At 42.6% G+C, this 13868-nt stretch carries 13 protein-coding genes; 8 read left to right on the top strand and 5 right to left on the bottom strand.

The features are described 5' to 3' along the window. Window positions 1-378: 378 nt before the first annotated feature. The gene (locus tag K1Y79_RS18275; protein WP_220251602.1) at window positions 379-1929 is read left to right on the top strand and encodes an Rne/Rng family ribonuclease; all 1551 of its coding nucleotides are present in this window, start codon (window positions 379-381) and stop codon (window positions 1927-1929) included. Window positions 1930-2081: 152 nt separating this feature from the next. Next, window positions 2082-3731, top strand: a complete 1650-nt coding sequence (locus K1Y79_RS18280; protein ID WP_220251603.1) for a L,D-transpeptidase family protein — start codon at window positions 2082-2084, stop codon at window positions 3729-3731. Between the two features lie 40 nt (window positions 3732-3771). Here the strand turns inward: K1Y79_RS18280 and K1Y79_RS18285 are convergent, their stop codons facing one another. Next, a complete protein-coding gene (locus K1Y79_RS18285; protein ID WP_220251604.1) occupies window positions 3772-4152 on the bottom strand; it encodes a RidA family protein in 381 nt (126 codons plus the stop codon). A gap of 61 nt (window positions 4153-4213) precedes the next feature. Here K1Y79_RS18285 and K1Y79_RS18290 point away from each other — a divergent pair, with 61 nt between their 5' ends. The 6 genes from K1Y79_RS18290 to K1Y79_RS18315 all read left to right on the top strand — a co-directional run bounded on the left by K1Y79_RS18290 (window position 4214) and on the right by K1Y79_RS18315 (window position 9196). Beyond that, complete coding sequence (locus tag K1Y79_RS18290) at window positions 4214-4891, top strand: 3-hydroxyacyl-CoA dehydrogenase family protein (protein WP_220251605.1); 678 nt, start codon at window positions 4214-4216, stop codon at window positions 4889-4891. Window positions 4892-4911: 20 nt separating this feature from the next. Then, window positions 4912-5589 (top strand): tRNA (adenosine(37)-N6)-threonylcarbamoyltransferase complex dimerization subunit type 1 TsaB, encoded by a 678-nt coding sequence (gene tsaB, locus K1Y79_RS18295; protein ID WP_220251606.1) that lies wholly within the window; start codon window positions 4912-4914, stop codon window positions 5587-5589. 293 nt (window positions 5590-5882) lie between these two features. Continuing rightward, entirely contained in the window at window positions 5883-6242 is a 360-nt protein-coding gene (locus K1Y79_RS18300; RefSeq protein ID WP_012788619.1) for an ArsR/SmtB family transcription factor, read from the top strand. Between the two features lie 241 nt (window positions 6243-6483). Continuing rightward, window positions 6484-7887, top strand: coding sequence for an MBL fold metallo-hydrolase (locus K1Y79_RS18305; RefSeq protein WP_220251607.1), 1404 nt, complete (start codon window positions 6484-6486; stop codon window positions 7885-7887). A gap of 96 nt (window positions 7888-7983) precedes the next feature. Then, complete coding sequence (locus tag K1Y79_RS18310; protein ID WP_220251608.1) at window positions 7984-8793, top strand: SDR family oxidoreductase; 810 nt, start codon at window positions 7984-7986, stop codon at window positions 8791-8793. Between the two features lie 73 nt (window positions 8794-8866). Continuing rightward, entirely contained in the window at window positions 8867-9196 is a 330-nt protein-coding gene (locus K1Y79_RS18315; protein WP_220251609.1) for a BON domain-containing protein, read from the top strand. 58 nt (window positions 9197-9254) lie between these two features. On the opposite strand, the gene K1Y79_RS18320 is transcribed toward K1Y79_RS18315, so the two are convergent. The 4 genes from K1Y79_RS18320 to K1Y79_RS18335 all read right to left on the bottom strand — a co-directional run bounded on the left by K1Y79_RS18320 (window position 9255) and on the right by K1Y79_RS18335 (window position 13868). Then, on the bottom strand, window positions 9255-10112 hold the full coding sequence (locus K1Y79_RS18320; protein ID WP_220251610.1) for a lysophospholipid acyltransferase family protein: 858 nt from the start codon (window positions 10110-10112) through the stop codon (window positions 9255-9257). Window positions 10113-10123: 11 nt separating this feature from the next. Continuing rightward, window positions 10124-11722, bottom strand: coding sequence for an L-aspartate oxidase (nadB, locus tag K1Y79_RS18325; protein WP_220251611.1), 1599 nt, complete (start codon window positions 11720-11722; stop codon window positions 10124-10126). Window positions 11723-11784: 62 nt separating this feature from the next. Then, a complete protein-coding gene (locus K1Y79_RS18330) occupies window positions 11785-12483 on the bottom strand; it encodes a lysoplasmalogenase (protein ID WP_220251612.1) in 699 nt (232 codons plus the stop codon). A 47-nt stretch (window positions 12484-12530) separates the two neighbouring features. Further along, the gene (locus K1Y79_RS18335) at window positions 12531-13868 is read right to left on the bottom strand and encodes a sensor histidine kinase (RefSeq protein WP_220251613.1); all 1338 of its coding nucleotides are present in this window, start codon (window positions 13866-13868) and stop codon (window positions 12531-12533) included.

Below are 13868 nucleotides of genomic sequence, written 5' to 3' on the forward strand. Positions count from 1 at the left end.
AAAAAGACATAAAATAGCCACTCACAAACGTAAAAAAAGACTGAGAAAGAACCGGCATAAGAAGAATAAGAAATAAATTTCTCCTGTTTCCCGCCATTTATACTAACCAGGTTTTATTTACGGCGCGGTGATTGGATAAAATTTTTTATATATCCTGCATGATTTTAGCGATTATTGTTAAATTGCTGAAGTCATGCAGGTTTTTCCACAAATCCCGCTTAAAATTCCGGATATTACCTGCTGATCGCTAAACCCTTAAGCAATCCATCATCACGTATGCTGGCCTTCCGCCAGCTGTAATCTGGTATGCAGTACGCTGTTATTAAATAGCCGTGCATAACTCAAAGGTGAAGTTATAATGGTTAAAATTTTGGACGCTTGAACAAGGAACTTATTATAAATGCGGCACCGACTGGTGTGGAAATAGCGTTGCTGGAAGATAAGAAACTGGTGGAATTGCATCATGAGAGCGGCAATCCCAACTTTTCTGTAGGGGATTTATACCTGGGGCGGGTGAAAAAATTGATTCCCGGCCTTAATGCGGCTTTTGTTGATGTGGGTTTTGAGAAAGATGCCTTTTTACATTACACTGACCTTAGCCCATATATACGTTCTATACTTAAATTTACCCAGCAGGCTATTTCAGATAAAACCCCCGAGGGGTTTGACTTTACAAAGTTTAAGAATGAGCCGGAAATTGTAAAAACCGGCAAAATCACAGATGTGCTGGGCGGAAAGCCTAACATCCTGGTGCAGATATTAAAAGAACCAATTTCTTCTAAAGGTCCCCGTCTTAGTTGCGAAATTTCTCTTCCAGGAAGATTCATCGTGTTAACACCCTTTAATGACATTGTCGCAGTATCTAAAAAGATACACTCTTCCGAAGAAAGAAAAAGACTACAGAAAATAGTCGAAGCGATCAAAACACCCAACTTTGGTGTAATCGTGCGCACGGCGGCTGAAGGAAAGAAAACGGCGGAACTGCATGAGGACCTGACTACACTTGTAGAAACCTGGAAAAACATACAGGCTAACCTGCGTGGCTCACAGCCTCCGCAGAAAATCCTGAGTGAACAGGCTAAAACTACCAGCATATTACGTGACCTTCTTAACGAGAGCTTTAACCGTATTGTGATCAATGATCGCAACATGTACGCTGATACTAGGGCCTATATTCAGAAAATAGCCCCTGAAAAACAGGACATTGTTCAGCATTATCATAACGGAGCTCCTATCTTCGATCACTACGGTGTAACCCGTCAGGTAAAAGCTTCCTTCGGGAAAACTGTTAACCTGGATAGTGGAGTATATCTGATCATTGAAGCTACAGAAGCGTTACATGTCATAGACGTGAACAGCGGCTATAAAAGCTCCAGCAATAACCAGGAACAGAATGCGCTTGCATCCAACCTGGAAGCTGCAGCAGAAATTGCCCGCCAGCTACGCCTCCGTGATCTGGGCGGTATAATTATCATTGACTTCATTGATATGAAGTTGCCCGAAAACAAGAAAGTAGTATATGAAGCCATGGAGAAATTCATGGCCCAGGATAGGGCTAAACATACTATCCTGCCTATTTCTAAGTTTGGGCTGATGCAGATTACCCGTCAGCGCGTAAAACCTGAAGTCACAATCTCTGTAGCAGAAGATTGCCCTACTTGTCATGGTACCGGTAAAATCGGCGCTTCTGTATTGATCATTGATGAAATCGAGAAGAACCTGCAATACCTGATTAACCATCAGCATAAAGGTCTTACAATCAGGGTACACCCTATATTTTATGCCTACCTGGCTAAAGGATTTCTTACTTCCCGCCGGTGGAAATGGTATTTTCAGTACAAGAAATGGGTCAGAATCAAAGCTGATTCCAACTATCATCTGACAGAATATCGCTTCTTTGATGCCAACGAAGAAGAGATTAAATTATAATCCATCCCAACTGCTTTGTCCAAAACGCTTAACACTAATTGTGTTAAGCGTTTTACATTTGTAGCGTCAAACAATTCAATAACAACTACTGTTGTTTTGAGCATCAAACACCCAAAGGGGACTTCTGAATCATTTAAACTCCTGTTACGTTTATGTTTTTACGCTGCGCATACCTGTTACTATCCTTAATGATCATATTCTCTTCCTGTGGTGGTGGGCTTAGCAAAAAGAAAGGCCTTGTACGAGATACCAGCCACTACACCAGGCAGGATTACATCGATCTTACACTGGACAGTAATGCTGTAAATTCCTTCCTGCAAGCGGATACAGCATATGCTGATTATATCCGGGATTTCTATCGGCAGCGGAACTTCCACTATGCGTGGATAGGAGATGATGGTCAGCTGACCGAGCAGGCGGGTAACTTTATTAACATGATGAAAGCAGATGCAGACTTTGGCCTGCATGACAGTACAATCATAAGCAAACCGCTCAGGGAAATGTATGATACATTGCTGCTGGAAGGAGAAAAACTCCGTCCGGGTGATAAGGCGATTCCTAAGGCAGAGTTACTGCTCACAGCGCAATTCTTTGCCTATGGTAATAAAGTATGGAGTGGACTGACGTCAGATAGTGCCAAATCCCTCGAATGGTTCATCCCACGTAAGAAGATTAATATGGAAAGTCTGCTGGATTCGATGGTCAGTAAGCCAGCTGATGCATTTGAAGAGCCGGTTAACAGGCAGTATAAGCTGCTAAGAGACCAGTTAAAAAAACTGGCAGCATTGGAGAAAAAGCCATGGGATTCTTTAAAAGCCAGCAGGAAGATATACAAGACAGGAGAGCAGGATCCTCTTATTGCCGGGGTGAAGCAAAGGCTGCATATGCTTGGCGATCTTGTTGCTGCAGATACTTCACAAATATTTACGCCTGCCCTTGATTCAGCTATCCGCAATTTTCAGGACAGAACAGGTCTGAAAACTGATGGAACTATACAGCAGCCATTGCTGAACGCGTTAAATATTACTCCGAATCAGCGTATAAGGCAGATATTGATTAATATGGAAAGGATCCGCTGGGTACCTGCAGAACCACCTGCTGAATACCTGCTTGTTAATATACCTGCTTTTAAACTATATGTCTACGCTGATAATAAGCTTGACTGGACTTGTAATGTTGTAGTGGGTAGGCCTGGCACCAATACAGTAATATTCAGTAACGAGATAAAGTTCGTAGTTTTTGCTCCATACTGGAATGTGCCTCCAGGTATCTTGGTACATGAAGTCCTTCCAGCTATGCGGAAGAACAGCGGTTATCTTGCAAGACAGAATATGGAAGTGGTGACGGGAACGGGCAGTCCAGTGAACGCAGCTTCACTTAATTGGAGCAAGTATTCCGGTGGTAATTTTCCTTATATCATCCGTCAGAAACCAGGCGGACGTAACGCATTAGGTAAGGTAAAGTTTCTATTCCCCAATGAGTATAATATCTATTTACATGATACACCATCCAAAGGTTTGTTTGGGGAGAACAGACGGACGTTCAGTCATGGTTGTATCCGTGTATCGGAACCGCAGCACCTGGCAGAATGGTTATTACGTAATGACTCCATGTGGACGACAAAGAAGATCGTCGAAGCGATGAACGGAAGTAAGGAAAAATATGTTACGCTGAAGGAAAAGGTACCTGTCTATATAGGTTACTTCACTGCATTTGTAGATAGTGATGGACGGTTGAATTTCCGTGAAGATGTGTATGGCCATGACGCTAAATTATCAGCCACTTTGTTTGGTGGGAAATAAATGAAGAAGCCTTTTGGGGCCTCTTCATTTATTTAGGTAATTATTTGCTGGCAATTACTGATATTTCTACATTAACACCTTTAGGTAATGCAGCTACCTGTACAGTTTCACGAGCAGGGTACTCACCTGAAAAGTAGGAACCATATACTTCATTGATTTGTGCAAAATCATTCATATTCATAATGAAGATGGTAGTTTTTAGCACATTGCTGAAGTCAATTCCCGCAGCTGTAAGTATGGCTTGCAGGTTTTTCATTACCTGATGTGTTTCAGTTTTGATATCATCCATTACCAACTGGTTGGTTTCCGGATTGAGTGCTATCTGTCCGGATACAAACAGCAGATTACCTGATTGTACCGCCTGGTTGTACGGGCCGATAGGAGCAGGCGCATTATTCGTATTGATGATCTGTTTTTCCATAGGCATAAAAATAGCGTCTTATTATTAGTTATTAATTAATAGGTTTGCGAAAATTTTGCACATGAATATACTCATCATTGGAGAGGAGCCACACTATGCAGCTTTTCTTGAAAAAGGTGGTTTGAGTGGGCACCGGGTGCAGCATGTAACATCGCTGGATCGGATAGGTACACTGACTGAATATGAGTTGGTGATAGACCTGAATTTTGATGAACATACAGAGCGGGCTGGCTTTTATGCAAAAAATCCAGTTGTACCAGTATTGGCAAATATTGTAGAAACTTCACTGTCTGAATTAATGGGAAACTATGCATTTGAACAGGGATTCAGTATTGTAGGATGCAATTGGCTACCTGGATTCACAGTAATGCCGGTTACTGAGGTATCACTGATGGAAGAAGAACAGAAATCCGTACTTGCGCGGATTATGAATGAGTTGGGATGGGAGTATGCTATTGTGGAAGATAGGGTAGGATTGGTAACTCCAAGGGTAGTGTGCATGATTATTAATGAAGCATATATGGCAGCAGAGGAAGGTACAGCGTCAAGAGATGATATTAATACTGCTATGCGTCTTGGTACTAATTACCCTATGGGGCCCTTTGAGTGGTGTGGGAAAATCGGGATTAGAAGGGTATGCCGTGTATTGGATGCAGTGTACAAGGCTACAGGGAATGAACGTTATAAAGTGAGTGCATTGCTGGCGAGAGAAGCTGGTATGAACGTGACTGTCATGTGAAACAATTAAATCGAAGAGCATTGTCATTAATACTACACATAGATACAGCTACATCTGTAGGTTCTGTTTGTTTGTCAAAGAACGGGCAGGTGCTACAAACATTAGTGAATGAGAAGCAGCAGGATCATGCTGCAAGTATGACGTTATTTATTAAAGAAGTCATGCAGCAGCAGGGGATTGTACCGGGTGACCTGGATGCAGTTGCTGTAAGTGCAGGTCCTGGTTCATATACAGGTCTAAGAGTGGGTGTAGCTACAGCAAAGGGATTGTGTTATACATGGGAAAAACCATTGATAGCAGTATCAACTCTACAGATGATGGCACAGGGAGTACTGACACAAACGCAGGATAATAATGCGCTGTATTGTCCCATGTTGGATGCGAGAAGGATGGAAGTGTATACAGCAATTTATGACGGTGGGTTAAATGTTATCGTGGATCCTCATGCGTTAATACTCACTCCTGACGCGTTTGGTGAACAGATATCAAAACAGAAAATATACTTTTTCGGAAACGGTAGTGATAAGTGGCAGCAACTTATGACGCCGAATGAGCACGCGTTATTCATCCCCTATATATTAAATGCAGCGGATATGGTACCGCTGGCTACAGCAGCTTATGAGCATAAATCGTTTGAAGATGTGGCTTATTTCAGTCCATTTTACCTCAAACCATTTCATTCTACTATAAAAAAATAGGTCATTTAGGATATAAAATTATTCCACATTAGCGTGATTGAAGGCTTTTTATGTCTTATTAAGAAGCGTAATCCCTACACTTATGTCAATTTGTGTCATGGGAATGTCAAATTAGGTTTATTTGGCAAGTAATGGGCAGGCATATATTAAAAAATATGGTATAGAAGTTTTTTTTATTACGACTAATATTATATTTTTGTATAAATCGATACCCGGTTATTGTTGTCTAACAAGTTATGGGTTTACTGTCCGTTGATCCCTTTCATTTCATCATTTTTTAAAACTATTATGCGATGGAAAAAACATTATTAACGACCTCTTCTAATACTCTTATTATTTCTAGAGGTACCAATGAAAAAGACCAAATTAAATTGGATTACATTGCCGTTAAGAAGGCAGCTATGGTTCTCAGAGCGATTAACCATAAGTTGCGCCAGCAGATGATTAAGCTGTTGGAAGATCACAAGAAAATGACAGTAACTGAAATCTACGTTAAGCTGCGTCTTGAGCAGTCAGTAGCTTCACAGCATCTGGCTATTCTGCGCCGTGCCGGCATTGTGATAACCGAAAGAGATGGTAAATTCATTCACTATACGATCAACAAGCAGCGTATAGCGGAAGTTGCCAAATTCGTAGAGGAGCTGGTAGGCTAATCTGGTTTTGGAGTACTGGTCATTCAGACTGCAGAAAAAAATAATTCGAGCCTAACTAAGAGTAATAAAAAGACTTTTAGTTAGGCTCTGATTTTTTTACCATTGTGCGTCTCCTTACGGAACGTACCAGATAAAATTGTGGATATTCCGGTTATGTTAATAACTGGCGGGGTGTTTTTTGCCTGATCTTATTGCACGGATTTAAATCCGTAAATTTGCAGAAAATCAGAAATCAACAACCATGTTCGTCAAGCAACTTTATACCAATTGCTTATCAGAAGCCGCCTACTTTATTGAGTCAGAAGGAGAAGCTGTTGTGATAGATCCCCTTAGGGATATTGACGCTTACCTTGATTTAGCTAGAGAGCGTAATGCCACCATCAAGTACATATTTGAGACACACTTTCATGCCGATTTTGTATCAGGTCACCTCGATCTGGCAGCGGCTACAAAAGCTCCTATTGTATATGGTCCTGAGGCAGTTACAAACTTTCCGATATACCTCGCCAAAGATGGTGAGAAGTTTTCTGTCGGCAAACTGACTATTGAAGTTTTGCATACACCAGGTCATACACTGGAGTCTACCTGTTATTTATTAAGGGACGAGTCCGGCCTGCCTAATAGCTTGTTTACAGGAGATACGTTATTTGTAGGCGATGTTGGTCGTCCAGATCTTTTCAGTGGCAATCTTACCAAAGAGGAGCTGGCTGGTTACCTGTATGACTCACTGAATGATAAAATCAAGGTATTGCCGGATAACGTGACCGTATATCCTGCACACGGCCCCGGATCTTCCTGTGGTAAGAACCTTGGCCCACACACCTACAGTACACTAGGGGATGAAAAGGCGTCTAATTATGCCCTGAAAGCAGTAGACAAAGATGCATTCATTAAGGAGGTGACCTCGGGACTCAGCACTCCACCTTCCTACTTCCCAATTAATGCTCGTATTAATAAAGAAGGATATGATGCTTTGCAGGCAGTAATGGAAAAGAGTAATCGTCCACTTTCTGTAGCTGAGGTGAAAGAGAAATTGAAACAGGAAGTACTTGTTTTGGACACTCGTCCTGCAACGGAATTTGCTGAAGGATTTGTGCCTGGCTCGATTAGTATTGGACTGGAAGGCCGTTTTGCTGAATGGGCAGGTAGCCTCTTACCTTTTGGTGAGGAAATAGTGCTTGTTACCAGTCCTGGTAAGGAGGAAGAAACAATTGTAAGGCTGGCACGGGTAGGATTCGATCATGTTGCCGGATATCTGAAAGGGGGTTACGACGCCTGGGTTGCTGCAGGAGAAACCCGTGATCTGATCATTACCGTGGAGCCGGATGAATTGGCTATGGACCTTCCGCATGACAATAACCTTGTTATAGTGGATGTACGTAAGCCTGCGGAATTTGCAGATGGACATATTGATGGTGCAATGAACCTGTCGCTCAGCGACATGACGGACCTGGGAAATCTGGCTGATTTTGATGATAACCATAATCTGTACGTCCATTGCCAGGGAGGTTACCGTAGTATTATAGCTTGTTCTATTATGAAGCGGGAGGGTATTCACAATCTGCGTAATGTGGAGGGGGGCTTTAATGCAATGAAGACGCAGAAAGGGCTAAAAGTAGTACAGGAGAAAAATGTACTGAATTAAGATAAGGTATTGAATATTAAAGCTCCGCAGGTCTAATGCGGAGCTTTTCTGTTTTTACAGGTATGCTTTTTGGACCCCATTGGAAAAAACCTTGCAATGGGAAAACTATTAGAAGGACAGATTGCGCTTGTTACCGGTAGCAGCAGTGGCATAGGAGCTGCTATAGCAGTTGCTTTCGGAGAGGCTGGCGCAACCGTGGTAGTAAACCACCACAGCGACAAAAGTCTGAAAGCAGCTGAAGACGTATTAGCTAAAATTAAAGCTGCAGGAGGCGATGGCTTTGTTCAGCAGGCTGATACCAGCAGCGAAGAAGAAGTCAAAGCAATGTTTGCGGAAATCTTTTCCCGCTTTGGGACCATCGATATAGTGGTGGCTAATGCTGGTATCCAGCAGGACGCATCTCTGATCGATATGACCCTGGAACAGTGGAATAAAGTAATTGATACCAATCTTACAGGTCAATTCCTTTGCGCCCGAGAAGCAGCTCGAGAATTTAAACGTCGGGGTGTCGTAGAAAGCCGTTCCCGGGCAGCCGGAAAGATTATCTGTATGAGTAGTGTACATGAAGTCATCCCATGGGCAGGGCATGTAAATTATGCTGCCAGTAAGGGAGGCGTTAAGTTATTGATGCAGTCTATGGCACAGGAACTCGCTGCTGACCGTATCAGGGTTAACGGAATTGCTCCGGGAGCGATTAAAACTCGAATTAATGAAGACGCCTGGGATACCCCCGAAGATGAGAAAAAGCTGCTGGAACTCATTCCATATGGGAGGGTCGGTGTGCCTGAGGATGTAGCCAAAGCTGCAGTGTGGCTGGCTAGTGATGAAAGTGATTATGTAACAGGAACGACTCTTTTTGTGGATGGTGGTATGATGCTCTATCCTGGATTTGAAGATAATGGTTGATTAACAATTGTTTGCAATCAAACAAATCGGTGGTTTAGCATGTTATTTGTTTTACTTAGTTAAACTTTTAACCATGAAATGTAAAACTTTTCTGATGGCAGGAATGATGTTCTTCGCCGTATGCTTATCTGCTTGTTCGCCTAGCGACTCCAGCGTTCAGCAATCTGTCAATGAGAAACTCACAGCCTCTCCCGGTGTAACAGCTGAAGTCAAAGAGGGCGTTGTAACACTTAACGGTGAAGTAGCTGACGATGCTGCTAAAACAGCAGCTGAAGATGCTGTTAAAGGCGTAAGTGGAGTAAAATCTGTGACTAATAACATTATGGTGCAGGCGGCAGTACCTCCACCACCCCCACCAGCAGCTGATACTTCTATGCGAGTAGACACTGCTATGACGAAATAGATTTGAGGCTGAACCGATCAGTCATTGCATCATGCATATTGTTCGGTTCAGCTTTATTTTAGTCTCTATACTCGTGTTTCCACCTTCTGTGACTCCAGACCCATACCTCCGGTTGTTCCCTGATATTACCTTCCAGATACTTTACAAATTCGGCTGTAATAGTTCCTTCCGGCACAAGAGCAGGTTCTTCAAACGCCAATTTTAAGGAGGCATGATAGTAGCCTCTTTTCACTTTACGTATATCGACAAATACAATAGGAATGTTATTTCTCCTTGCAGTCATCTCGGGGCCCTTATAAAACGCAGTCATTCGATTAAGAAAAGGCAGCCAATAACTTCGCCTTGGGTTTCCCGGATTTTGATCAGCTACCAGCGCAATAAGATATTGTTTATTCTGCCATGGCTGCATACTGCTCTTAATATCATTTGCTGGTAACAGTGTACTGCCAGACTTTTCACGGAAATGCCTGAACATACGGTCGCCGGCTTTGCTGGTGAGTGGCATATATACTACCAGGAAAGGAAATCTAACGCCCTGCATGCAAAACACATTTGCCCATTCCCAGTTAAAATTATGTCCCAGGTGCATCTGGCAGCTTTTGCCCTGTGCATATAGCTCATGCAATACTGTCAAATCGCATATGAACCGGCGCTCCAGCTGCTCTTTACTCATAGTCAGCAGTTTGACGGTTTCCACCATCATATCTGTGAGATTGAGGTAATATCTCTTAGCAAGCCGAGTTATTTCTTTTTCTGTTTTATCAGGAAAAGCCTGTTTAAGGTTCTCAAATACAACTGATTTGCGGTAACCAACAACGTAGTAAATGATCAGGTATAAAACATCACTTATGCGATATAATAACCATAACGGCAGTAATGAGAAGCCGTACATAAATGCCAGTAACAAATAATACATGTCATCAATTTCTATAACACAATATTCTGTACAAGGGCGCTTTTCTGAGGATAGTCTGTATTAAAATGCAAGCCGCGGCTTTCTTTGCGAAAAGATGCTCCTTTCACAATCAGATAACCAACAGTGATCAGGTTTCTGAGTTCGCATAATTGAGGTGAAACTTCCGTTCTTTCGTACAACTGTTCAGTTTCTTCATGCAGAATGTCTAGCCTTCGGCTGGCTCTCTGCATACGTTCATTAGTACGTACGATACCGAGGTAGTCGCTCATAATCTGCTTCAGCTCTTTGAGGCTTTGGGTAATGAGGATCATTTCCTTGGGAGCTATAGTACCTGCTGTATTCCAGTCTGGTACACTTACATTGTGTATTATGGTATTTATTCTTTCTATTCCATCCAGGTAACAACGATGTGCAAATACCATTGCTTCGAGGAGGGAATTGGAGGCAAGTCTGTTAGCACCATGAAGTCCTGTACTGGAACATTCACCGCATGCATACAGATTATTGATGGACGTGCGCCCATACTCGTTCACTTTAATACCGCCGCAACTATAATGTGCTGCCGGCGCTACAGGTATCATATCCTTCTTCACATCTATGCCGGATGCGAGGCATTTTTCATAAATGTTAGGAAAGTGATGAATAAACTTTTCCTGATCCATATGCCGGCAATCCAGATAGACATACTCAGTACCAGTGATCTTCATCTCACTGTCAATTGCTCTGGCTACAATGTCACGGGGTGCCAGGGAAAGCCGGGGATCATACTTATGCATGAAATCCTCACCGTGTATATTACGTAAAATACCACCATCGCCACGCACGGCTTCGGTGATCAGGAAGGCATTGTTCACTCCTGGCTGATACAAGGCCGTAGGATGGAATTGAATAAATTCCATATTTTCAATCCTCCCTTTTGCACGATAGACCATTGCCACACCATCGCCTGTAGCAATGGTAGGATTGGTTGTACTGCGATATACCTGTCCATTACCACCAGTGGCAAGTACAGTAATTCGGCTTAGAACTTTTTCTATCTTATTGGTCAGAAGGTTTAGGACGTATACGCCATAACATTCTATATCAGGAGTAGATTTTGTGACCAGGTAACCCAGGTGGTGCTGGGTAATGAGATCCACTACAAAGCAATGTGTTACAAGCTGAATATTTGGTTGCTTATGTACAGCATCCAGCAGAGCCCGTTCTATTTCTTTACCTGTAACATCTTTATAGTGAATGACGCGGAACTCTGAGTGGCCGCCTTCTTTACCCAGGGAAAAGTCTCCTGCGGCATTTTTGTCAAAGTTTGCCCCCCATTCTACAATCTCGTTGACACGTTCAGGGCCTTCTTTAACAACGATTTCCACAATGTCTTCATTACAAAGACCATCGCCGGCAATCAGTGTATCTTCAATATGCTTTTCAAAGCTGTCGTTTTCAAGATCGTTTACTACGGCTACTCCACCCTGTGCGTATTTGGTATTGGTCTCGTCTTCACGCGTTTTGGTGATGATGGTAATTTTCTTGTCAGGACATGCTGCTGCAACTTTTAGTGCATAGGTTAATCCTGCTATACCGGAACCAATTACTAAGAAATCTGTTTGTTCCATAAGCTGTTCTCATCAAGCAAGAACCAAATGTACGGTTTCTGTATGGTTTAACACATACTGATTTACTGAACCGCATATCCGCGACGCATACGCAGGTAAAGTAATCCACCGTTTACCAGTCCCCATTGTGCCAGTCCGTATGTCAGCATAATCAGGAACGATCCCATCGGAATCCGATAACAGAAGTGATGTATGGCTATAAGTGCGCAGGATAGGATATATAAACCGGCACCACCCAAGGCATACCACCCCGAAGGCTGATCTTTTAAGCGGAAGGCATGCTTGACTGCCTGCAGCATTACAGATGCAACAATTGCGAAAATAATAACGGGTATAGTCATCTGGCCCAGATACGGTATTACCAGGTAGATAAAAGTGATGATAGCTGCCTGTGCGCTGAACATAAACGCCCACTGGCAACGGGGTAATGGGTAATTGGAGTACCTGATTTTCAGGAAAAAGCCAATATATGCCAGTAGTGATAACGCAAAAGTGGCCAGTCCAAAAGTAAAAAAGAACGGACTTTGATCGGAAAACAGTAGGAAAATGTCTCCAAAGCCTGTAAGGAATAATGCCGCCAGCATAGAGATACGGAAAACCGGAGGTATACCCTCCGTGCCGAGTACAAACTGTACTACCAACACAAAGGAAAGCAGGAATTTTGAGGCATATCCTGTGATATCCAGATGAAATACAATTGCCAGCAGGTGAACAAATAATGTGACAGCGTACAATATGTTAAAGAAACTTCTCCCTTGCATATGAACAGAATAATGTCTTAAAGTACGACTTCTTTGCCTAAATGGTTTCAGGTAACGGGAAGTAATACTGAAAAGGTTGTGCCATTATTTCCGGAACGGCTGACTTTCAATTGTCCTCCATGAGATTGTATAATTTGCTGGGATAAGCTCAGGCCAATTCCGCTGCCCTTTTTCTTAGTAGTGTAGAATGGAATAAATATCTTATTCATCGCTTCTATATCAATACCTGGTCCATTATCAGTAATTTCAATGTGAACCTGACTAGGGCTGGCCATGCTGGCCCTTACTTCAATAGAAGGGGTAGGAGTCTGCTCCAGGGCATCCATTGCATTTTTAATAAGGTTAATCATTACCATTTGAAGCTGGGCAACGTCAGCATGTATTTCGGTACTGGCGCTTTCTATCTCATAGTGATAAAAAATGCCAGCTTGTTTTAACTCTGGTTGTAGCAGGCTGCTTACACCGCTAAGTAGTTCTTTTACATTGACATGCGTAAATTGTGGTTTGGGCAGAGTAGTATAGTCACGATAAGCATTGACAAAGTTCATAATGCCTCTGCTTCGGCTTTTGATTGTCTCTAAAGCTTCCTGAAGGTCAGCAATGGCCTCCTTCTGTGCTGCATCCGGAGATATATCCTGCTCGACAATATCCTGCATGGTACCGATCAATGACACAATCGGAGTAACTGAGTTCATAATCTCATGCCGTAATATTTTGGTCAGATTCTGCCAGGCCTCAAGTTCTTTTTGCTGAAGTTCGGAGTGAATGTTCTGCAAAGAGATCAATTTGACTAGTCGCCCCTGTAGTCTTACACTTGCTGCATGTATTGACAGCTGTTGCTCCTGGCGGGTACGGTATAATAATTTACTGCCGGACTTTATTTCCATCAGATACTCTGGTAGGCCTGGATGTACATTTTTAAGTTCAGACAGGTTACGCAATCTGTATATACCTAATAACCGGAAGGCCGCAGGATTGATCAGTTCTATACGTCCTTCTGTGTCAAATGATAGTACCCCTATACTGATATGTTGCACAATCGTATCAATATATTTCAGATTGGCTTCTTTTTCTGCCCTTGTTTGCCGGAAGGCCTCGAGAACCTCATTAAACTGATGGTTCAAGGCCTGAAAGCTCTTACCTAATTTGTTGTCCGCGCTGAAGCGGATAGAGAAGTCTTCATATCGGATAGACTCAAGAAACAGGGTTAGTTTTCTGTTAACCCGGTTTATATAGTAGTACATGCCATATATCTGCATACATATCAGGGCTGCCATAGCAATACCCGGAAATATGCCTAAAACCGTCCACACCCATACACTTGTTATGGTGCTGGCGGTAAGCAGAATGATACGCAATAAGATATTGACACTGAATCTGTTCAT

Origin of the sequence: Chitinophaga rhizophila (assembly GCF_019492185.1) — a bacterium.
GTDB lineage: Bacteria > Bacteroidota > Bacteroidia > Chitinophagales > Chitinophagaceae > Chitinophaga > Chitinophaga rhizophila.